This window comes from Streptomyces sp. NPDC020845 (assembly GCF_044334165.1).
GTDB lineage: Bacteria > Actinomycetota > Actinomycetes > Streptomycetales > Streptomycetaceae > Streptomyces.
In genome coordinates, this window is sequence record NZ_JBIRSJ010000006.1 from 210,674 (window position 1) to 229,950 (window position 19,277).

At 71.6% G+C, this 19,277-nt stretch carries 19 protein-coding genes; 8 read left to right on the forward strand and 11 right to left on the reverse strand.

What is annotated here, in order from left to right; translation table 11 throughout:
- The first annotated feature begins 3 nt into the window (after window positions 1-3).
- Window positions 4-675, forward strand: a complete 672-nt coding sequence (locus ACH4U7_RS16725) for a winged helix-turn-helix transcriptional regulator (RefSeq protein WP_398528645.1) — start codon at window positions 4-6, stop codon at window positions 673-675.
- A 178-nt stretch (window positions 676-853) separates the two neighbouring features.
- Window positions 854-1,627 carry an SGNH/GDSL hydrolase family protein gene (locus tag ACH4U7_RS16730; protein WP_398528646.1) on the forward strand — a complete coding sequence of 258 codons (774 nt, stop codon included), beginning with the start codon at window positions 854-856 and terminating at the stop codon, window positions 1,625-1,627.
- On the opposite strand, the gene ACH4U7_RS16735 is transcribed toward ACH4U7_RS16730, so the two are convergent.
- The 3 genes from ACH4U7_RS16735 to ACH4U7_RS16745 form a co-directional block, all read right to left on the reverse strand.
- Window positions 1,628-2,371: a class I SAM-dependent methyltransferase gene (locus tag ACH4U7_RS16735; protein ID WP_398528647.1), complete on the reverse strand. Its 744-nt coding sequence runs from the start codon at window positions 2,369-2,371 to the stop codon at window positions 1,628-1,630.
- Window positions 2,372-2,419: 48 nt separating this feature from the next.
- The gene (locus ACH4U7_RS16740; RefSeq protein ID WP_398528648.1) at window positions 2,420-3,061 is read right to left on the reverse strand and encodes a disulfide bond formation protein DsbA; all 642 of its coding nucleotides are present in this window, start codon (window positions 3,059-3,061) and stop codon (window positions 2,420-2,422) included.
- A 137-nt stretch (window positions 3,062-3,198) separates the two neighbouring features.
- Window positions 3,199-4,419, reverse strand: a complete 1,221-nt coding sequence (locus ACH4U7_RS16745) for a S8 family peptidase (protein ID WP_398528649.1) — start codon at window positions 4,417-4,419, stop codon at window positions 3,199-3,201.
- A gap of 452 nt (window positions 4,420-4,871) precedes the next feature.
- Here ACH4U7_RS16745 and ACH4U7_RS16750 point away from each other — a divergent pair, with 452 nt between their 5' ends.
- The 3 genes from ACH4U7_RS16750 to erm all read left to right on the forward strand — a co-directional run bounded on the left by ACH4U7_RS16750 (window position 4,872) and on the right by erm (window position 8,456).
- Window positions 4,872-7,091 carry an MMPL family transporter gene (locus ACH4U7_RS16750; protein WP_398528650.1) on the forward strand — a complete coding sequence of 740 codons (2,220 nt, stop codon included), beginning with the start codon at window positions 4,872-4,874 and terminating at the stop codon, window positions 7,089-7,091.
- Window positions 7,092-7,242: 151 nt separating this feature from the next.
- Window positions 7,243-7,395: a hypothetical protein gene (locus ACH4U7_RS16755; RefSeq protein ID WP_385620783.1), complete on the forward strand. Its 153-nt coding sequence runs from the start codon at window positions 7,243-7,245 to the stop codon at window positions 7,393-7,395.
- Between the two features lie 290 nt (window positions 7,396-7,685).
- Entirely contained in the window at window positions 7,686-8,456 is a 771-nt protein-coding gene (gene erm, locus ACH4U7_RS16760) for an ErmE/ErmH/ErmO/ErmR family 23S rRNA (adenine(2058)-N(6))-methyltransferase (RefSeq protein WP_398528948.1), read from the forward strand.
- Between the two features lie 7 nt (window positions 8,457-8,463).
- Here the strand turns inward: erm and ACH4U7_RS16765 are convergent, their stop codons facing one another.
- From ACH4U7_RS16765 to ACH4U7_RS16785, 5 genes are all read right to left on the reverse strand, one after another.
- On the reverse strand, window positions 8,464-9,501 hold the full coding sequence (locus ACH4U7_RS16765; protein WP_398528651.1) for a CDP-alcohol phosphatidyltransferase family protein: 1,038 nt from the start codon (window positions 9,499-9,501) through the stop codon (window positions 8,464-8,466).
- Window positions 9,502-9,652: 151 nt separating this feature from the next.
- Window positions 9,653-10,486 (reverse strand): putative RNA methyltransferase, encoded by an 834-nt coding sequence (locus tag ACH4U7_RS16770; protein ID WP_398528652.1) that lies wholly within the window; start codon window positions 10,484-10,486, stop codon window positions 9,653-9,655.
- 86 nt (window positions 10,487-10,572) lie between these two features.
- Window positions 10,573-11,892: an ABC transporter substrate-binding protein gene (locus tag ACH4U7_RS16775; RefSeq protein ID WP_398528653.1), complete on the reverse strand. Its 1,320-nt coding sequence runs from the start codon at window positions 11,890-11,892 to the stop codon at window positions 10,573-10,575.
- Window positions 11,892-12,743 (reverse strand): carbohydrate ABC transporter permease, encoded by an 852-nt coding sequence (locus ACH4U7_RS16780; protein WP_398528654.1) that lies wholly within the window; start codon window positions 12,741-12,743, stop codon window positions 11,892-11,894. The genes ACH4U7_RS16775 and ACH4U7_RS16780 overlap by 1 nt, the downstream gene beginning before the upstream one ends.
- The gene (locus tag ACH4U7_RS16785; RefSeq protein WP_398528949.1) at window positions 12,740-13,633 is read right to left on the reverse strand and encodes a carbohydrate ABC transporter permease; all 894 of its coding nucleotides are present in this window, start codon (window positions 13,631-13,633) and stop codon (window positions 12,740-12,742) included. Before ACH4U7_RS16785 ends, ACH4U7_RS16780 begins: the two co-directional genes overlap by 4 nt.
- A gap of 306 nt (window positions 13,634-13,939) precedes the next feature.
- Here ACH4U7_RS16785 and ACH4U7_RS16790 point away from each other — a divergent pair, with 306 nt between their 5' ends.
- Window positions 13,940-14,824 carry a phosphotransferase enzyme family protein gene (locus ACH4U7_RS16790; protein ID WP_398528950.1) on the forward strand — a complete coding sequence of 295 codons (885 nt, stop codon included), beginning with the start codon at window positions 13,940-13,942 and terminating at the stop codon, window positions 14,822-14,824.
- Between the two features lie 87 nt (window positions 14,825-14,911).
- On the opposite strand, the gene ACH4U7_RS16795 is transcribed toward ACH4U7_RS16790, so the two are convergent.
- Window positions 14,912-15,664 carry a 3'-5' exonuclease gene (locus ACH4U7_RS16795; protein ID WP_398528655.1) on the reverse strand — a complete coding sequence of 251 codons (753 nt, stop codon included), beginning with the start codon at window positions 15,662-15,664 and terminating at the stop codon, window positions 14,912-14,914.
- A 166-nt stretch (window positions 15,665-15,830) separates the two neighbouring features.
- Here ACH4U7_RS16795 and ACH4U7_RS16800 point away from each other — a divergent pair, with 166 nt between their 5' ends.
- On the forward strand, window positions 15,831-16,574 hold the full coding sequence (locus tag ACH4U7_RS16800; RefSeq protein ID WP_398528656.1) for a FadR/GntR family transcriptional regulator: 744 nt from the start codon (window positions 15,831-15,833) through the stop codon (window positions 16,572-16,574).
- Entirely contained in the window at window positions 16,571-17,449 is an 879-nt protein-coding gene (locus tag ACH4U7_RS16805; protein WP_398528657.1) for an ABC transporter ATP-binding protein, read from the forward strand. The genes ACH4U7_RS16800 and ACH4U7_RS16805 overlap by 4 nt, the downstream gene beginning before the upstream one ends.
- Here ACH4U7_RS16805 and ACH4U7_RS16810 read toward each other — a convergent pair.
- Both ACH4U7_RS16810 and ACH4U7_RS16815 read right to left on the reverse strand, forming a co-directional pair.
- Complete coding sequence (locus ACH4U7_RS16810) at window positions 17,395-17,919, reverse strand: hypothetical protein (protein ID WP_398528658.1); 525 nt, start codon at window positions 17,917-17,919, stop codon at window positions 17,395-17,397. The genes ACH4U7_RS16805 and ACH4U7_RS16810 overlap by 55 nt on opposite strands.
- Before the next feature lie 66 nt (window positions 17,920-17,985).
- Window positions 17,986-19,263, reverse strand: a complete 1,278-nt coding sequence (locus tag ACH4U7_RS16815) for an SAV2148 family HEPN domain-containing protein (protein WP_089508777.1) — start codon at window positions 19,261-19,263, stop codon at window positions 17,986-17,988.
- Between the last annotated feature and the right edge of the window lie 14 nt (window positions 19,264-19,277).

Here is a 19,277-nt window from a genome sequence, read left to right on the forward strand (position 1 = left end):
GAAGTGGAACAGCGAACGTACAACCAGTACTGCGCCACCGCGCGCACCCTCGACCTCGTCGGCGAGCGCTGGACGCTGCTCCTGATCCGCGAACTGCTGACCGGACCCAAGCGGTTCGGCGACCTCCAGGCCAGCCTGCGCGGTCTGGGCACCGGCCTGCTGGCCGCCCGTCTGAAGCATCTGGAACGCGAGGGCCTGGCCCACAAGATCACCCTCCCGCCCCCCGCCCGCACCCCCGCGTACGCCCTCACCGAAGCCGGTGATGAGCTGGGACCGGCGATCCTGGAACTGGCCCAGTGGGGCCTGAAGTGGGCGATGGGCGAGCGGCGCGAGACGGAGACCTTCCATCCGGGCTGGGCGGTCCTCGGCCTACGGGCCTGTTTCAACGCCGAGGCCGCCGCCGGGCTCCGCGCGGTGTACGAATTCCGCGTCGACGACGAGGTCTTCCACGCCCGGATCGACGACGGGACGATCGAGGCGCTGCACGGGCCTGCCCAGCACCCCGACGCGACCGTCACGATCAGCGAGGAGGCGTTCGTCAGCCTCACCGGGCAGGGCCTCACGTTCGCCGATGCTCTCGAGAGCGGTGCCGCGTCGGCGTCCGGCGACAGCGAGGCGCTGCACAGCCTGAGGGGCCTCTTCCCCCTGCCGCCCCCGCGCACCCGGAAGGCTTGACGGCGCTCCAGGTGACGGCGATCCGCCCGGCGGCCTCGGCCGACCGCCATGGCTATGGCGCGTCTTGACTCTTGCCGACTGAAAAAGTTCGGAACACACTCCGGAATGTTTCAGCACCTCTCCGGAGTCGCCAGAGATCGAGAGGCGGCCTCGTGATCCCCCATCGAGGAAGGCGATCATGACAAGCATAAGACGCCTGGTCACCAGTTCCATCGCTCTCGCGTCCCTGATCCTCGCGCTGTTCACCGCAACCGGCACCGCCCACGCCGCAACCTCCACCCCAGCCGCGCCCAGGGCCGGCGTGCGCGTGATGCCGCTCGGTGACTCGATCACCGACGGTTTCAACGTCCCGGGCGGCTACCGCGTCGACCTCTGGCAGAAGTTCGCGGCAGGCGGCCACAACGTCGACTTCGTCGGTTCCATGTCCAACGGTCCGAGCAATCTCGGCGACCGGGACCACGAAGGCCACTCCGGGTGGACGATCGGCCAGATCGACAGCAACGTCGTGAACTGGCTGCGCACCTACACCCCGCGCACCGTACTCCTGCACATCGGCACCAATGACATGTACGGCAGCGACCCCGCCGGCGCACCGGGACGGCTCTCCACCCTGCTCGACCACATCACCGCCACGTCCCCCAATACGGAGGTCTTCGTGGCCACGATCGTCCCCATCTCCTTCGCCGACTCGACCGTCCGTACCTTCAACGCGGCGATCCCCGGGATCGTGCAGAGCAAGGTGAACGCCGGCAAGCGCGTGCATCTGGTTGACATGTACCGGGCACTCACGACCGCCGACCTGGCGGACGGAGTGCATCCGAACGCGGGCGGCTACAGCAAGATGGCCAACGTCTGGTACAGCGCGCTTCTCTCGGTGCCCGGCAGCATGGACGTCAGGGGCCCGGCACGGACGGGACGAGCGTCGTACCAGGAGGCGACGACGGGACGGTAGTCACTGGGGGAGTCGGTAGACCGAGACGTGGGAGCGCGAATCGGCCGTGAATTCCGCTCCCTGCCAGTCGGCATGCCGGGACTCCAGCTCGAACCCGGCCAGCTGGGCCATGAGATCGAGTTCGGTCGGCCAGACGTAGCGGTGCGGGCTGCGGAACACCCGTGCCTCCCTGCCCTCGCCGAACCGGAAGTGGTGGGAGACGACGTGCTGACGCAGTACGTCGTACGTGTCCAGGCCGATATAACCGGCCTCGGACTGCCAGACCACGGCCTGCTGGCCGGGGGAAAGCTTCCGTACCTCGGGGACCCACAGCTCGATGACGAACCGTCCGCCCGGTGCGAGGTGGCGGGCGGCGTTGCGGAAGCACGCGACCTGCTCGGCCTGGGTGAGCAGATTGGAGATCGTGTTGTAGATGAGATAGACGAGCTGGAACGTGCCCGGAGCGTCGGCGGTCGCGGTCGCCATGTCGCCGACGACGACCGGGATCGTCGCGTCGTCCGCCTTCGTACGCAGTTGGTCGATCATCGGCTGCGACATCTCGATGCCGGTGACCGGCACTCCTCGCCGCACGAGCGGGACGGCCACACGGCCGGTGCCGATGGCGAATTCGAGGGCCCGGCCGCCGTCGGCGAGTTCGGCGAGGCGGTCGACGGTCGGGTCCAGAACCTCCGGGGCGAACATGCCGGCGCCGGGGGTGTCATAGCTCTGCGCGGTCTCGACGTCCCAGATCTCGTCCTGTCGCATGCCGCCAAGATTTCCCGAGCGCGCGAGCGGCGTCCACGGATTTATTGGTCAGCTGAAGTCCAAGTCCCCCGTACGCGTCCGCTTGAGCTCGAAGAAGTCCTGGTAGCCCGCGAGCAGCCGGGCGCCGTCGAAGATGCGCAGGGCGTCCTCGCCGCGCGGGATGGAGGAGAGGACCGGGCCGAAGAAGGCGACGTCGTCGATGTGGAGCGTCGGGGTGCCGACGTCCTCGCCGACGGGGTCCATGCCCTCGTGGTGGCTCTTGCGGAGGGCTTCGTCGTAGGCGGTGCTGGTCGCGGCCGAGACGAGGTCGGCGGGGAGGCCGACTTCGGCGAGGGCTTCGCGGATCACGGCCTCGGTGTCCTCGTTGCCCTGGTTGTGGATGCGGGTGCCGAGCGCGGTGTAGAGGTCGCGCAGGACCTCCTCGCCCTGATGCTGCGCGGCGGCGATGCACACGCGGACGGGGCCCCAGCCCGCCTCCAGCAGGTCGCGGTAGCGCTCAGGGAGGTCTTCGCGACCCTCGTTGAGGACGGACAGGCTCATCACCCGGAAACGCAGGTCGAGGTCGCGGAGACGCTCGACCTCCAGGATCCAGCGCGAAGTGATCCAGGCGAAGGGGCAGATGGGGTCGAAGTAGAGGTCCACCTTGGTGGGGGCGGTGGTGGCGTCCGCGGTATTCGAAGATGTGTTCACGTTGGGGACTTTAGCCGTGGGGCGGCCCGGGGCCCTGGGCCACTTGTACCCGCGCTCGGTGGGCCATTTCGCGCCGAGAGATGAGGCCGCCGCGCTCCATGGGGGATGAGCGCGGCGGCCACGGGGTCGTACGGGTCCTACTCGACTATCTTCAGCAGCTTGTTCGGCGTGCCCGCGCCCGGGTTGGAGATCTTGTCCGGGGTCGCGCCCTCGGTCAGCGCCTTGGTCACGTCCGCCGGGGTGGCGTCGGGGTGTCCTGCGAGGTAGACCGCCGCGGCGCCCACGACATGCGGGGTGGCCATCGACGTGCCGGAGATGGTGTTGGTGGCGTCGTCGCCGGTGTTCCAGTCGGAGGTGATGTCCGAACCGGGGGCGTAGATGTCCACGATGCCGCCGTAGTTGGAGAAGTCGGACTGCTCGTCGGCGTCCGTGCTGGAGGCGACCGTGATCGCGTCCTTGACGCGCGCGGGCGAGCCCTTGCTGGCGTCGGTGGACTCGTTGCCGGCCGCGACGCCGAAGGTGACGCCGGAGTCGATGGCCTTCTGGACGGCCGCGTCGAGGGCCTCGTCGACGGTGCCGCCGAGGCTCATATTGGCGACGGACGGGCCCTGGTGGTTCTCGGTGACCCAGTCGATGCCCGCGACGACCTGCTCGGTGGTGCCCGAGCCCTGGTCGTCCAGGACGCGGACGGCGACGATCTTGGCCTTCTTGGCGACGCCGTGGTCGGAGCCGGCGATGGTGCCCGCGACATGCGTGCCGTGGCCGTGGCCGTCGTTCGCGTCGTCGTCGTTGTCGATGGCGTCGAAGCCGGAGGTGGCGCGGCCGCCGAAGTCCTTGTGGCTGATGCGTACGCCGGTGTCGATGACGTACGCGGTGACGCCCTCGCCCGCGCTGTCCGGGTAGGTGTACTTCTTGTCGCCCTCGGTGTCGGCCTGGTCGATGCGGTCCAGGCCCCAGGACGGCGGGTTGTCCTGGGTGGCGTCGATCGTGAAGCGGTGGTTCTGGACGACCTTGGCGACGGCCGGGTCGGCGGCCAGCCGCTTGGCCTCGGTCTCGGTCAGGCCGCTCGCGGAGAAGCCGTTGACCGCGGAGTCGTAGCTGCGGCGCAGCGTGCCGCCGTAGCGCTCGGCGAGGTCCTTGCCCGTGCTCTGCGCCTTGATGGCCTTGCCACCCTTGAGCAGGACGATGTAGCTGCCCTTGACGGAGTCCGCGGACTGGGTGCCGTAGACCGTGCCCTCGGCTGGAGAAGCGGTGGACGCGCCGGCCGGGACGGCTACGAAGGCACCGGCCGCCACTGCGGCCGCGACGGCCGTGGCCAAGGTGAGTCGACGCGCGTTGACTTGCTTGTGAACTGCCATGACGAGGGATCCTCCTCGTGTGGTTGTGGGGGGAAAGTGCACGTGGCAACAGCGCCGGAGCATCGGTGGGGACCCGCTCCGGCCTGACTGGAAACCCTGACTGATTGACGCGCTCAATTCAAGATCCTCGACCGCGTGTGACCTAGGCAACTTCACTCACACCACAAGGCGTTGACAGTTCGGTGGCAGGACGGTCGCGGTTTCTTTACATGTAAGGGGCCTCCTTCTCGGGGGTAGGGATATCCCCCCTCCTTTCGGTGGAGGAGGCCGCCCGACGGTTCACCGGACAGCAGGATGGGACGGCACCCCCGCGCCCCATAGCGTCATGAGCGTCATGCCGAGGTCGGCGGCAGCGAGTCCGCCATCGGAAGATCTTCGGGAGATCTGGGGAAGTGGGGGACATCGTGGCGGACACACGCCGCTTGGACAGGCCGCATGGAATCGCGGCCCGCATGGGCAGTTGGAGTGCCCGGCACCGGTGGACCGCGGTCGGGGGGTGGGTGCTGCTCGTCATCCTCGCCCTCGCCGTCGGGTCGATGGCGGGCCGGGTGGATGTATCGGACGGCGAGGGCATGCCGGGCGAGTCCGGGCGTGTCATGAAGCTTCTGGATGAGGTCGGCATTGAAGACCCGGCCGGTGAAACCGTGCTCGTCCAGGCGAAGGGCAAGGGCGTCACGGCGAGCGACCCGGCGTTCCGCTCCGCCGTCGACGGGGTGATCAAGGCCGTCCGGGGCACGGGTCAGGTCACCGGCGTCACCTCGCCGTACGAGACGAAGACGATCTCCGCGGACCGGCGCTCCGCGCTCGTCCAGTTCGATATGCGCGGCGACCCCGAGAAGGCCGCCGACCACGTCCAGCCCGTACTGGACGCGGTGAAGAAGGCGCAGGACGAGCACAAGGACCTGCGGATCGAGCAGTTCGGCGACGCGAGCGGACAGAAGGCGTTCGACGACGCGTTCGGCGATGACTTCCAGCAGGCCGAGTACTCGGCGCTGCCCGTGGCCCTCGGCATTCTGCTGATCGCCTTCGGCGCGCTGGTCGCCGCCCTGCTGCCGGTCCTGCTCGCGATGACCGCGTTCCTGGCCACCACCGGTCTGGTGGCGGTGGTCAGCCACGCCGTGCACATGAGCGACACCGCCAACTCCGTGATGCTGCTGGTGGGTCTCGCGGTGGGCGTCGACTACTGCCTGTTCTATCTGCGGCGCGAACGCGAGGAGCGGGCGGCCGGCCGGGACGCGCAGACCGCGCTGCGGATAGCCGCCGCCACCTCCGGCCGGGCCATCCTCGTATCGGGCTTCACCGTCATCGTGGCGATGGCGGGCATGCTCTTCACCGGTATCGCCGAGTTCAAGGCGATGGGCCTGGCCACCCTGCTGGTGGTGGCGGTGGCGATGATCGGCTCGGTGACGGTGCTCCCGGCGCTGCTGTCGCTGCTGGGCGAGCGGGTCGAGAAGGGCCGGGTGCCGTTCCTGGGCCGGGCCAAGAGCCGGAGCAACGGCGAGAGCCGCTTCTGGCGTGCGGTGCTGGGGCGGGTGCTGCGCAAGCCCAAGCTGTCGGTGGCGCTCGCGACCGGTGTGCTGGTCGCCGTGGCCGTCCCAGCCGTGGGCATGAACACCGCGAACCTCACCCTGGACCAGGAGTTCGGCAACTCCCTGCCGATCGTGGCCGCGTACGAGCACATGGACGAGGCGTTCCCCGGCGGGCCCTCCCCCGCCCAGGTGGCCGTCAAGGCCGATGACATCAACGCCGCGCCGGTGCGCGCCGCGATCGAGGACTTCCGCGACGAGGCCGTCGCCAAGGGCGCCTCCAAGGGCCCGGTGAAGGTGATCGTCCACGACCGCCAGAACCTCGCCGTCATCGAGGTGCCGCTGGTCGGCGGCTCCGACGAGGACAAGAGCGAGAAGAGCCTGAACATCCTGCGCGACACGGTGCGCCCGGACACGCTCGACAAGGTGGACGGCATCGCCGACGCCCCGATCGGCGGCTCCACGGCCATGTCCAAGGACTTCAACGACAAGCTCGGCTCGGCCGTGACGCCGGTCTTCGCCTTCGTCGTCGTCTTCGCCTTCCTGCTGATGCTGATGTCCTTCAGGTCGCTGACGGTCGCCATCACCTCGATCGTGCTCAACCTGCTGTCGGTGGGCGCCGCGTACGGCGTCCTGACCGCCATCTTCCAGCACGGCTGGGGCGCGGGCCTGGTCGGCGCGGAGGGGGTCGGGGCGATCGTGTCCTGGCTGCCGCTGTTCCTCTTCGTGATCCTGTTCGGGCTGAGCATGGACTACCACGTCTTCGTGGTCTCCCGGATCCGCGAGGCGCGGATGGCCGGGCGGACCACCAAGGACGCGGTGGTGCACGGCGTGGTCACCACGGCGGGCGTGGTCACCAGCGCCGCCGTCATCATGGTCGCGGTCTTCGCGATCTTCGGAACGCTGTCGATGCAGAGCATGAAGCAGATGGGCGTGGGCCTCGCTGCCGCGGTGCTCATCGACGCCACCGTGATCCGCGGGGTGCTGCTGCCGGCCGTGATGTCGCTGCTCGGCGAGCGCAACTGGTACCTGCCGCGCTGGCTGCAGTGGCTGCCGGACCTCACGCACGACGAGCCGGTCGCGGCGGCGGCCCCGGTCGCCGGGGTGGAGCCGGAGCCGGAGCGTAAATCGGTTGCGGCCCGCTAGGACGGGTCCTTACGGTGAGCCGGTCGCGTGGCCCTTGTGCCGCGCGGCCGGTTCGTGCTTTGACGGTACGACGGTACGGACGGCAGGTACGAAAGACGTCGCGGATCTCGACTCGCGACACGCACACGCACACGCGCGGAGGCACTCACCGATGGGATCTCTGATCGGCGCGTTCATCCGCGACTCCCGGGGCTTCGCCCGGGTGGCGTGTGTGAACGCCTCTCTCCTGCTCACCCGCCGCCCGCGGCGCGGCCCCGGTGCCCTGGCCGGCCCGGACGCGCCCAGCGCCTTCCCGAGCCGTTGACCGCTCGCCACTGAGCGCTCGACACCCCTCGACAAACCGCTCACCGCTGAGGCTTTGAGAGCTTCGTAGCCGTACGCACTGCTGCGCTTCGCGGCTGCCGCGCCTCACCGCCTTACGGCCCGCTTCCGTATGCCCTCGGTCAGGGCCCCCGCCAGTCCAGGAATCACTCACTCCGGGACGGGCGGCAGGGCCCGTTCCGCGCTGCTGCCGCCCGCCCGGCTCCGAAAGGACCGCCGGCTGTGGCCCGCAAGCGAAATCCATCCCGAAACCCGCGCTATTCCGAACGCGATCTGGCGCGCCGTACGCTCTCGCAGAACTTCCTGGTCGACCCGGCCGCCGTCGCCCGCATGGTGCGGGCCGCTCGGCCACGCCACGACGGCCTGGTGGTCGAGGTCGGCATCGGCAAGGGAGCGCTCACCGAAGCGCTCGCGCCGCGCTGCCGCGAGCTCATCGGCTACGAGATCGACCGCCGTCTCATCCCCGGGCTGCGGCTGCGCCTGGCCGCGCACTCCCATGTGCGCGTGGTGCACCAGGACTTCCTGACCGCCCGGCCACCGCTCGAGCCGTTCGCGGTGGTCGGCAATGTGCCCTACGCCCGCACCTCCGAGATCGTCGACTGGTGTCTGCGGGCACCCCGGCTGACCTCGGCCACCTTCATGACCCAGCTGGAGTACGCCCGTAAGCGCACCGGGGACTACGGCCGCTGGAGCCTGCTGACCGTACGGACCTGGCCGGACGTCGACTGGCAGCTGTGCGGGCGGGTGCCGCGCGCCGCCTTCCGGCCGGTGCCGCGCGTCGACAGCGGGATCCTGCGGCTGACGCGGCGCCCCCGGCCGCTGCTGACGGGCGCGGCCGAGCGGGCCGCGTACGAGCGGATGGTCGAGCTCGGCTTCTCCGGCGTCGGCGGGACCTTGTACGCATCGCTGCGCCGCGCGCACCCCGCCCGGCGGCTGGACCGCGCGTTCCGGCGGGCGGGGCTCGGCCAGGACGCCGTGGTGGCGTATGCGACACCGCGGCAGTGGCTGCTGCTGTTCGAGGAGCTGAGCGGCACGCCCGGATGACCGGTGCTCAGGCGGTCGGCTCGAAGGAGTTGAGGGTGCGGGTGAAGTCCCGGGTGGACAGCAGCAGTTTGTAGATGATGGCCAGCTCGAAGACGAGCAGCAGGACACCCGAGACGACGGTCCCCGCCAGCACCGAGTCCAGAACGGGCCCGATGATGAACACGCCCATCTGGAACTCGATACCGCTGATGAGATGGGCACGGACGCGGTGCCGCGTGAGGAACGAGCGGCACCGTGTCCACCAGGGGAAGCGGCGGCGGAACTCCTGTTGCAGATCGACGACCGTGGGCTCGCCGGAGGTCTCCGGCGCGGTCACCGCGATGGCCTCGGCCGTCGCTTCCGCCCCCGCCTCGGCCGTCGTACCGCGCGCCGTCTCGGCCGTCGCTTCCGCCCCCGCCTCCGTCGTCGTACCGCGCGCCACCTTGGCCGCGACGGCGCGGTCGTGCTCCACATCGGCCTCGGGGTTCTCCCGGAGCAGGTCCTCCATGAAGGCGAGTTCGGCCTCGTTGTGCGACTCACGGGCCGTCTGCATCCGGGCCTTGATCTGCTCGCGCATCCCGTGCCGGATCTTGAACGTCTCGAGCGCGTTGATATAGCGCAGCGCGTCCAGGGACGTCACGGCGAGTGCGAGCCAGATGTAGAGCACATCCCCGGTGCGCTCGTACTGGCCGCCCATCAGCGCGACCGCGCAGACCAGGACCCGGATCCGGTCGAAGACGAAGTCCAGCCAGGCGCCGAAGACCGAGCCGGTGCCGGTCAGCCGGGCGAGCTTGCCGTCCATGCAGTCGAAGATGAAGCTGACGTGGTAGAGCAGGGCGCCGAGCAGCAGCCAGCGCCAGTCCCCCTGTGCGAAGCAGGCGGCGGACCCGAGGCCCACGAGGAACGCGCCCCAGGTGAGCTGGTTCGGGGTGGCGCGGGTGTGCATCGCGGTCCAGCGGACCAGCGGTGTGGCAACGGGGTCCACGAGCAGGACGGTCCACCACGCGTCGCGCTTCTTCTCGGTGATCCGGCGCACTTCGGCGAGTGGCGGTATGTCTGGGCGCATGTCCAACTTTCCGGCATTGGTCAAGAGTTCACCCGACGGTAAGGATCCGTTAAGAAAGGACACAAGGTCGGCCGAACACAACCTTTCGCCTCCGGTAACGGTCTCCCGGAGGGAGCGGGTCCATGGCATCGGCCTGTCAGCCGGGCTTCTGTCAGCCGGGCCGGTAGACCGCCAGCCGGAAGGACGTGGTCACCCGTAGCGGGGCGGGCAGACCGGCCGCCCGGCGGCGCACCTCCGCCGCGTCGAGGTGGTGGGCCGAGGGCCCCATGGCGGCCGCGTGCTCCGCGTCCTCGGCGGTCAGCGCGACCGTACGGTCGCAGGACGCGGTGCGCTCCAGCCGGAAGTGGCCGTCCAGCGCACGGCGCAGCCGGGCCTCCTTGGCCGGGTCGACCGACAACAGGCCCATGGAGGGCCTGAGTTCTCCCAGATGGCGCTCCGTGGGGGTGACCACCAGCAGCGCCCCGCCGGGCCGCAGTACGCGGCGGAACTCCCCGCCGTTGCGCGGCGCGAACACATTGAGCAGTACATCGACCGAGCCGGTCCGTACGGGCAGCGGCCGCCGTAGGTCCCAGCGCGCGGCGCCCGCGCGCGGATGGGCCCGCCCGGCGCGCCGCAGCGCGTACTTGGAGGTGTCCAGCGCCAGACCGACCGCGCCGGGGGCGGTGTCCAGTACAGCGGACAGGTAGTAGCCGGTGCCCGCCCCGGCGTCCAGCACGGTGCCGCCGGGCGGGCACAGCGGTGCGGCGAGCTGCGCGAGGGCGTCCGCAAGCCCCGCGTAGTGCCCGGCCCCGAGGAACGCGGCCCGGGCCCGGACCATGGCCGCGGTGTCGGCGCTCACGGTGGACGCGCCGCCGACGAGCAGGCTGGCGTATCCCTGGCGGGCGATGTCGAAGGCGTGGCCTCGGGCGCAGCCGAGCGCCCCGGTGCGGGGCCGGAGGCCGTCGCCGCACAGCGGGCACAGGAGGGCGTCGAAGGGTTCGGCCACGGCCGTGACATTAAACGAGACGAGACGTCTCGTGCAACCTCCGTGGTCCTCCTGCCTCCGCTCTCGTAGTCCTCCTGCCTCCGCTCTTATCGCTGGTAGCGGGCGAGCACCAGATTTCCGTCGTCCACCAGTCGCTCTCTCAGTTCCTCCATCCCGATCTCGCCGCCGTAGTACTCCTGGAGCCCCGGCGTGGCGATCTTGTCCTTCCACTCCGGATAGCCGCGCACCGTCTGGGCGGGCGCCGGGCGCAGCGCGGGCGCCAGGGCCGTGCCGGTCGCCCAGCCGTGCTCGCGGGTGCGCAGCGCGGGATCGGCCAGGGCGCGGGTGCCCGTCGGCAGCAGCCAGTCGCCGCGCGCGAGCCGCACCATGTTGCGCGGCCGGAGGAAGAAGTCGATGAAGCGGACCGCCTCCTCCTTGTACGGGCAGTCCTCGGCGATCGACAGCGTCTGCGGGCTGACGCCCTGCCGCTGGTCTCCGCCCGGCCCCGCGGGCGCCGGGAGGACGGTCCACGCGAAGCCCTTGGGCGCCTGCTGCACGAGCTGCTGGCGGTACGAGAAGCCGAGCGGCACCATCGCGTACTTGCCGCCGAAAAAGCCGGGCAGGGTGTCCGAGCCGCCCATGCCGAGGGTGGTGCGGGAGCCGGTGCGATCGGCGCCCAGCTGGCGGTGGATGACGGCGGGGACCGCCTGGTCGGCGGCGTCGAAGCGGATGGTGACCTTGCCGTCGGCGCCCCGGTGGAAGATCTGGCCGCCGGTGGACAGCGACAGGTTGAGGGTCGCGGAGACGGGCTCCTTGAGCGGCCAGGCCACCCCGTATGTGCCCTTGCGGGTCAGCCGCTCGGCGACCTCCTCGAACTCCTCCCAGCTCCATGGGTCCCGCGCGGTCGGGATACGCACCCGGGCCGCCTCCAGCAGGGCGCGGTTCGCCATGATCATGCGCGGCTCCTGGAGGAACGGCACGCCGTAGATGCCGTCGCCGAACGTCGCGGTCCCCCAGCTCTCCTGCGGGATGTCCTCCTCGAGGCGCCGGGGCAGCAGACCGGTGAGGTCGGCCAGCGAGCCGCCGTACGCGAAGTCCGCGAGGTCGTCGGTGGCATCGTGGATGATGTCGGGCGGCTCGCCGCCCTCGAAGGCGGTCAGCAGCTGGTCGTGGACGCCGGTCCAGCTGCCCTGGACGTAACTCACCCGGATCTTCGGGTTGGCCGCGTTCCACTCCGCGACCAGCTGCTTGTTCACGGCGATGGACTCCTGCTGCCAGGCCAGCGACTGGAAGCGCAGGGTGACCGTGCCATCGGCCGAGCGGCGGCGCCGGTCCGCCGAACAGGCGGACAGCAGCGCGGAGGCGGGCAGCGGCCCGGCGGTGGCGGGCGCGGCCAGCGCCCCGGCGAGGAAGTGCCTGCGGCGCATCAGTGCTTCACCGCCCCGGCCAGCACCCCGCCCGTGATCCGCCGCTGGAGGACGGCGAACAGGACGAGGGAGGGAATCGTGGCGAGCAGCGCGGCCGCGGCGAGCGGACCGAGGTCGGCCACGCCCTCCGCGCCGATGAAGTGGGTGAGGATGACCGGCATGGTCTGCTTCTCCGGCGACTTGAGCAGGACCAGGGCGAAGAAGAACTCGTTCCAGGAGGTGATGAAGGCGAAGAGGGCGGTGGCCACGATCCCCGGGGCGAGCAGCGGGGCGGTCACCGAGACGAGAATGCGCGCCTTGCCCGCACCGTCCACGGCCGCGGCCTCCTCCAGTTCGCGCGGCACGGCGCGGACGTACCCGGTGAGCATCCACAGCGCGAACGGCAGCGCCCACACCACGTACACCGCCACCAGCCCCGCGAGGGAGTCGATCAGGCTGAGGTTCTTGAGGATCAGGAACAGCGGGATGATCACCAGCACCAACGGGAACGCCTGGCTGACCACCACCCATCCGGTGGCTGCGCGGGACAGCGGGGACCGGTGGCGGGCCATGACGTACGCCATCGGGGTCGCGAGGGCGACGGCGATGACGGCGGCGCAGGCGGCGGCGATCAGGCTGTTGGCCGCGGCCTGGAGGAGCGGCTGCTCGTCGAACGCCTGGCGGAAGTTGTCCAGGGTGGGGTGGTCGGGGATCCAGTGCGGGTCCAGGGTCGCCAGCTCGCGGGGCGGCTTGAAGGCGGTGGACATCAGCCACAGGAAGGGCAGGACGAGGAAGGCCAGGTAGCACAGCAGCGCGAGGTACTGCCCGGCGCGGGCCGTCCGACGGGTGCCCATGGTGCCCATGCGCTTCATCGGTCGTCTCCCCTCATCCGGCCGACCAGATACACGGCGAGCAGTACGGACACCACCGCGACCAGGACGCAGCCCATCGCCGCCGCGTAGCCGAACTGGCCGTAGCGGAAAGCCTCTTCGTACGCGAAGAGCATCGGCAGCCGGGTGCGGCCGCCGGGGCCGCCGTTGGTCAGGACGTAGACCAGCGCGAAGGAGTTGAGGTTCCAGATGAAGCTGAGCGCGCTGATCGCGAGGGCTATCGGCCGGATGGCAGGCCAGGTGACGGTGCGGAACCGGCGCCAGGGGCCGGCGCCGTCCACCGCCGCGGCCTCGTGCAGTTCACGGGGCACATTGGCGAGACCGGCCAGCAGCGCGACGGTCACCTGCGGCATGCCCGCCCAGACGCCGACCACGATGACGGCGGGCAGGGCGGTCGTGGGGTCGCCCAGCCAGTCCTTGTCGGTGCCCAGCGCGTCGCCCAGCAGGCCCGCGTCGGGCTGGTAGACGAGCCGCCACATGATGCCGACGACGATTTCCGGCATCGCCCAGGGGACGATCGCGAGGGCGCGCGCCAGCCACCGGAAGCGGAGGTTCTGGTTGAGCAGCAGCGCCAGTCCGAGCGCCAGCAGGAACTGCGGGACCGTCACCCCGACCGCCCACTGAAGACCGATGCGGAAGGACTCCCAGAAGAGCCGGTCCTGCGCCAGGTCCTGGAAGTTGAGCAGGCCGGTCCACTGGATGGGGCGGGAGCGGCCCGACTGGGAGTCGGTGAAGGCCAGCGCGATCCCGTACAGCAGGGGACCGACGCTGAGCACGAGGATCGGTATGAGTGCGGGCAGGACCAGGAACCACGCGCCGCGACCGGGCCTCCCGTCCGGCGGTCTGTTGCCCGGCCGCGCCATTGCGGCCATCGATGTCACGGCGAAGGGCTCCTTAGGGCGCATCTCAATGTGGCTGAATCAGGGCGCCCGGTGCGGAGGCCCACGTCATCGTGCGGAGGGTGCGCGGCGCAGTCAAGCGTTTGGATCTCCTTGGTCGGTAAGGGACTTGGGCGCGGCCACCGCTGGGGGGGTGTCCGCGCCGCGGCCCGCACGGGGGCCTGCCGCCGTCGGCTCCCGGTCGGACGGCATGATGGGCAGGCCCCACGGGCGAGCCCGGCGCAGACGGGAAGACAGCGGCGCGGTACACAGAGGAGGCACGGTATGGGGAACGCGGCCCTGACCGAGGAGCGGGCGCGCGCGGTGCTCGCCGCCGCGCTGCCGCCGTACCGGGCGGGCACCGCCGAGGCGCGGCTGCTGGCGCTCGGCGAGAACGCCGTCTTCGCCGTCGACAGCCTGTCCCTCGTGGTGCGGATCAGCCGCGATCTGGAGGTGTGGGACCGGGCCGCGCGGGAACTCCAGGTCGCCGACTGGCTGGCGCGGGAGGGTCTGCCCGCGGTGCGCCCGGACCGCCGCTACGGCCCGGAGCAGCCCCTCCCCTTCGGCGGCCACCTCGTCACCTACTGGCAGCAGCTCCCCGAGCCCGTACGCCCCGCCGGCCCCCGCGACCTCGGCGCGCTGCTGCAGCTGGTGCACGCGCTGCCAGATCCGCCCTTCGAGCTGCCGGGCCGCGATCTGCTGGGCGGCGTCGAGCGCTGGCTGCGGCTGGCCGGGGACGCGATCGACCCGGCGGACGCCGCGTATCTGCGGGCCCGCCGGGACGAGGCCGCGGCCGCCACCGCGGAGCTGACCCCGCGGCTGCCGCCCGGCCCGGTGCACGGCGACGCGCTGCCGCGCAATGTGCATATCGGCCCCGACGGACCGGTGCTGGTCGACCTGGAGACCTTCGCCTACGACCTGCGCGAGCACGACCTCGTCGTCATGGCCCTCACCCGGGACCGCTACGGGCTCGGCCCGGCCGCGTACGACGAGTTCGTGGCGGCGTACGGCTGGGATGTGCGGGAGTGGGACGGCTGCGCGGTGCTGCGGGGCGCGCGAGAGATCGCGAGCTGCGCCTGGGTGGCCCAGCACGCACCGGGCAATCCGGCCGCGCTCACCGAATTCCGCCGCCGGGCGGCCTCCTTGCGGGACGGCGATCCCACGGTCCGCTGGTACGCGTTCTGACCGGCCGTCCCGTCCGACCGGCCGCCCCGAGGGGGCGGCGTGTCGAAGAGCCGCCGCACTGCCAGGGCCTGCCGCACCGTGGGGCGGTCAGCCCGCCACCGCCTCCGCCCCCACCTCGATCTCGGCCTTGCCCTCGGCCTCGTGGAGCGGCCAGTGACCATCGACCACCGCGTCCGGCGTGCCCTTGCGGCGCAGCCACGCCTGGAAGTCGGCCGCCCATTGGGCATACCAGACGACCTGCTTGCGGTGCAGCTCCCACAGGTCAAGACCCGCCACCTGGCCGTGCCGCTCCGCGACCGCGTAGGCGACGTGCACCGCCGCCAGCGCGTCCGCCCCCGCGTCATGGGCGCGCTCATGGACCACCCCGTACTCCCCGCACACCGCCTCCAGCGTGCGCTTGCCCTTGCGATACCGGTCGACGGCCCGGTCTATCGTGTACGGATCCACGACCGGGCCGGTCTCGGCGCCGCCCAGCCGCTCGCCCAGCGAGGGCAGCCCATGGCGCCGCAACTCGGCGGCGAGCAGGCTCAGGTCGAACGCCGCGTTGTACGCCACCACCGGCGCGCCCGCCCGCCAGTGGGCCACCAGCACGTCCGCTGTCTCATCGGCCACCTCGCGCGCGGGGCGTCCCTCGGCCGCCGCCCGCTCGGTGGTGATGCCGTGCACGGCCACGGCGTCGTCCGGAATGGTCACGCCCGGATCGGCCAGCCACTCGCGCCGCCCGACCGGCTCCCCGCCCCTCACTTCGACCACGGCCGCCGTCACGATCCGCGCCTCCGCCGGATCCGTGCCCGTGGTCTCGAGGTCGAATCCGATCAACAGCTCCCGGTGCCAGCCCATACCGGCCCTCCTTCACTTCCCCCTGGTGTGCACCACCCTCCCACGCACCACTGACAACGCCCCGGGCCCGCCGGGGCGATGAGCCCACTGGGGCGGCAAGTCCTCAGACGTCTGAGGACTTGTGTTAGAGTCCCCGCCGTTGGACATGATCGGGAGGGGTGGGGGCATGGCGGAGCCGACCCGGCTGCGGCACGGGCCTGTCGTACCGCAGGTCGAGGGCGCGCTGCGGGGCATGCTGCGCGAGGGGCGCTGGGAGCGCGGTGAGCGGCTGCCCAACGAGGTGATGCTCGCGGCCGAGCTGGGCGTCGGCCGGTCCTCGGTGCGGGAGGCCGTACGGCTGCTGGCCCGGGACGGTCTGCTGGATGTGCGCCACGGCTCGGGCACCTTCGTCACCCGGACCGAGCCCGAGCAGACCGGGCAGAGCGGGCAGGCCGACGCGGCCGGGGAGCTGGACCTGCGGCACCTGCTGCGCCGCGCCCGGCTGCTGGAGGTCTACGAGGTGCGCCGGGCCCTCGAGGTGGAGGCCGCCCGGCTGGCCGCGCGGCGGACCCGCCCCGAGGACATCGCCCGGCTCACCGCGGACCTGAAGCGGCGGCAGGAGGCCGCCGAGGCCGGGCCCGCCGCCTTCGTGGACGCCGATCTGGAGTTCCACCGGACGGTCGTCGAGCTGTCGGGCAACGCCGTGCTGCTCGGCCTGTTCGCCTCCGTGCTGCCGGTGCTGCGCGAGGCGCTGGTCGAGATGGTGACGTACGAGACCGGGCTGCCCGATCTGTCCTGCGCCCACGCGGATCTGCTGGACGCCCTGGCGCGCGGCGACGCCGCGGCCGCGATCGCGGCCACCACCCGGCATCTGGAGGCCGTCATGGCTCTCGTCGATCCCATCAGCCCTGCCGGGGAGGAGGTGCGATGACCGGCTCTCCGGTGCTGCGGGCCGAGGACGTGGACGTCGTACGCGACGGCCGATTTCTCCTGCGGTCGATCTCGCTGACCGTATGCGAGGGCGAGCACTGGGCGCTGCTCGGCGCCAACGGCGCCGGCAAGAGCACCCTGCTCGGCCTGCTCGGCGCGCTGACCCACCCCACCCGGGGCACGGTGCAGGTCCTCGGGCACACGCTGGGCCGGGTGGACCTGCGGGAGCTGCGCACCCTCGTCGGCCATGTCAACCCCCGCCATCCGCTGCGCTCCCCGCTGCGGGTGCGGGACGTGGTGCTGACCGGGCTGACCAACACCGTCGAGTCCGTTCCGCGCCGACGGCCCGAGCCCGCCCGGCTGGAGCAGGCCGAGCGACTGCTCGACACGCTGGGGGTGGGCGACCGGCGCGACGCCCTGTGGCCGACCCTGTCCCAGGGCGAGCGCGGCCGGGTGCTGATCGCCCGGGCGCTGATGCCCCGCCCGCGTCTGCTGCTGCTCGACGAGCCGGCCACCGGCCTGGACCTGGCGGCGCGCGAGCAGTTGCTGGACAGCCTGGACGCGCTGGCGCGCGACCATCCAGAGCTCGCGACCGTCCTGGTGACGCACCATCTGGAGGAGCTGCCGGCCGGCACCACGCACGCCCTGCTGCTGCGCGAGGGGCGCGCCCTGGCCTCCGGGGCGGCCGACGAGGTGGTCACCACGGAGCGGATCAGCGCCTGTTTCGGCCATCCGGTCCGTATCACCCGCACCGAAGGCCGCTGGACGGCCCGCACCGGCCGGACCCGTACCGACGGCCCTGCCCGTACCGGCGGCACCCTTCAGCCGGCCACCAGCGCGGCCATGGCCGCCGCCGACTCGGGGGCCAGCCGATAGATGCCCTGGACGCTGTGGGAGCGCTTCAACTCGCCGTCCTCGACGTGCTTGATGCGGCGCTCGCCCCGCAGGGAGCGGTAGGTCAAGGAGGCCAGGAGGTCGGGCGGCACCGCCCGGTCGAACCGCAGGGGCGAACCGGGCGGGCCGAGCAGCACCTCGCTCACTCCGCCCCCGGCCTTCAGCGCCCGCCAGCGCAGCACCCGGGCGTAGTCCTCGTCGGTGGTCAGCTCGCCGACCGTGTCGTACGGAAGGATCCGGCCGACCTCCATGCGGCCCAGCGCCCACAGCCGCTTGCGGAAGGCGCGCACGGGGTAGATGTGGTCGCCCTCCTTGACCCCGGCGCGCAGGAAGCCGGGCATCGACTGGAACGGCCCGCCGAAGAGGATCACGAGGCGCTCGCCCTCGTAGCCCTCCTTCTTGAGGTACGCACACAGGTCGTTGGTCCACAGCATGGTGTAGGCATCCGGCATGCCGGGAGGCTAACCGCCGCCACTGACAGCCCCTGACAGCCGTCGACAGCCACCCGACAGCGCAGGTCAGGACACCGGCCGGGAGTCCGCCCACACGCTCTCGAACTCCTCCCGGTACGTACCGAACAGCCCGTTGTCGCCGTCGCGGCTCAGGTCCTGCCCGTCCCGCACCACATCGTGCCCGCGCCCGCCGCCGCGCAGCACCAGCACCGGGGCCTCGATGCCCCGGGCCTTGCGCAGATACGACTGGACGACGGCCAGGCCGTCGGAGCCGTCGCCGTTGACCAGGTAGGCGGTGAAGCGCGGGGTCTCGTCGAAGACATGGATCTCGAACGCGCCAGGGTCGCGCAGCCGGGCGCGCACCCGCCGCATATGGAGGATGTTCATCTCCACCGACCGGCTCATCTCGCCCTTCTTGAGCCCCAGCTCGCGCTCGCGCCGCCGCACCGCGCTGCTGGCCGGGTTGAGGAACAGCAGCCGGGCCCGGCAGCCGGCCTCGGCCAGCCGGACCAGCCGGCGGCCGGAGTAGTTCTGGACCAGGAGGTTGAGCCCGATACCGACGGCGTCGAGGCGGCGGGCGTTGCCGAACAGGTCCTCGACGGGCAGCTGCCGCTGGAGCCGTACGCGGTCGGGGTGGACCCCCACGACGTCCGCGTACCGGTCCCCCACCAGGTCCTCGACGGCGTCGATGGGCAGCCGGTCGGCGGAGGGGGTGCCGGTGCCGCTGCCGAGGATGTCCAGGAGCCGGGCGGAGGCGCGCTCGGCCTGGGCCAGGACGGTCACGGACAGGGCCCGGTTGCGGGAGACGACGTTGCGGGCGACCTCCAGCTCGTCCAGGGCCAGTTCCACCTCGCGCCGGTCGTCGAGGTACGGCTCGAAGCACGGCCAGTGCTGGACGAGGAGTTCGCGCAGCTGCGGCAGGGTGAGGAAGCTGAGGACGTTGTCGTCCGCCGGGTCCAGCAGATAGCCCTTGCGGCGGCTCACCTCCCGTACGGCGACGGCCCTCTGCACCCACTCCTGCCCGGCGGGACCGGCCGCGGCGACGACCCAGTCGTCGTCGTGGACCGGCTCGTAGATGGGGCGGAGCACGGCGGCCACGACCGCGCGCAGCCGCTGCTCGACGAGGTTCAGCCAGATGTAGGCCCGCCCGGCCCGGCGTGCGCGGGTGCGCACCTCGGCCCAGGCGTCGGCGCCCCAGTCCAGTTCCGCTCCGATCTCCACCGGCTGTACCAGGGACACCGCACCGGGGGGTGTGTCGGTGGCGCTGTCACTCCCGGGAACCGCGTCCCCAGAAGGCAGCTCCAGCCCGCCCGAGCTCACCTGTGCACCGCCTTCCGCCCCCATCCAACGATCACCGC

Excerpts from the sequence above, each read along its gene's own strand:
- ACH4U7_RS16730 (WP_398528646.1), top strand. The coding sequence starts at position 854 with ATGACAAGCATAAGACGCCTGGTCACCAGTTCCATCGCTCTCGCGTCC.
- ACH4U7_RS16735 (WP_398528647.1), bottom strand. The coding sequence starts at position 2,371 with ATGCGACAGGACGAGATCTGGGACGTCGAGACCGCGCAGAGCTATGAC.
- ACH4U7_RS16745 (WP_398528649.1), bottom strand. The coding sequence starts at position 4,419 with ATGGCAGTTCACAAGCAAGTCAACGCGCGTCGACTCACCTTGGCCACG.
- ACH4U7_RS16750 (WP_398528650.1), top strand. The coding sequence starts at position 4,872 with ATGGGCAGTTGGAGTGCCCGGCACCGGTGGACCGCGGTCGGGGGGTGG.
- ACH4U7_RS16755 (WP_385620783.1), top strand. The coding sequence starts at position 7,243 with ATGGGATCTCTGATCGGCGCGTTCATCCGCGACTCCCGGGGCTTCGCC.
- ACH4U7_RS16765 (WP_398528651.1), bottom strand. The coding sequence starts at position 9,501 with ATGCGCCCAGACATACCGCCACTCGCCGAAGTGCGCCGGATCACCGAG.
- ACH4U7_RS16775 (WP_398528653.1), bottom strand. The coding sequence starts at position 11,892 with ATGCGCCGCAGGCACTTCCTCGCCGGGGCGCTGGCCGCGCCCGCCACC.
- ACH4U7_RS16780 (WP_398528654.1), bottom strand. The coding sequence starts at position 12,743 with ATGAAGCGCATGGGCACCATGGGCACCCGTCGGACGGCCCGCGCCGGG.
- ACH4U7_RS16785 (WP_398528949.1), bottom strand. The coding sequence starts at position 13,633 with ATGGCCGCAATGGCGCGGCCGGGCAACAGACCGCCGGACGGGAGGCCC.
- ACH4U7_RS16795 (WP_398528655.1), bottom strand. The coding sequence starts at position 15,664 with ATGGGCTGGCACCGGGAGCTGTTGATCGGATTCGACCTCGAGACCACG.
- ACH4U7_RS16800 (WP_398528656.1), top strand. The coding sequence starts at position 15,831 with ATGGCGGAGCCGACCCGGCTGCGGCACGGGCCTGTCGTACCGCAGGTC.
- ACH4U7_RS16805 (WP_398528657.1), top strand. The coding sequence starts at position 16,571 with ATGACCGGCTCTCCGGTGCTGCGGGCCGAGGACGTGGACGTCGTACGC.
- ACH4U7_RS16810 (WP_398528658.1), bottom strand. The coding sequence starts at position 17,919 with ATGCCGGATGCCTACACCATGCTGTGGACCAACGACCTGTGTGCGTAC.
- ACH4U7_RS16815 (WP_089508777.1), bottom strand. The coding sequence starts at position 19,263 with ATGGGGGCGGAAGGCGGTGCACAGGTGAGCTCGGGCGGGCTGGAGCTG.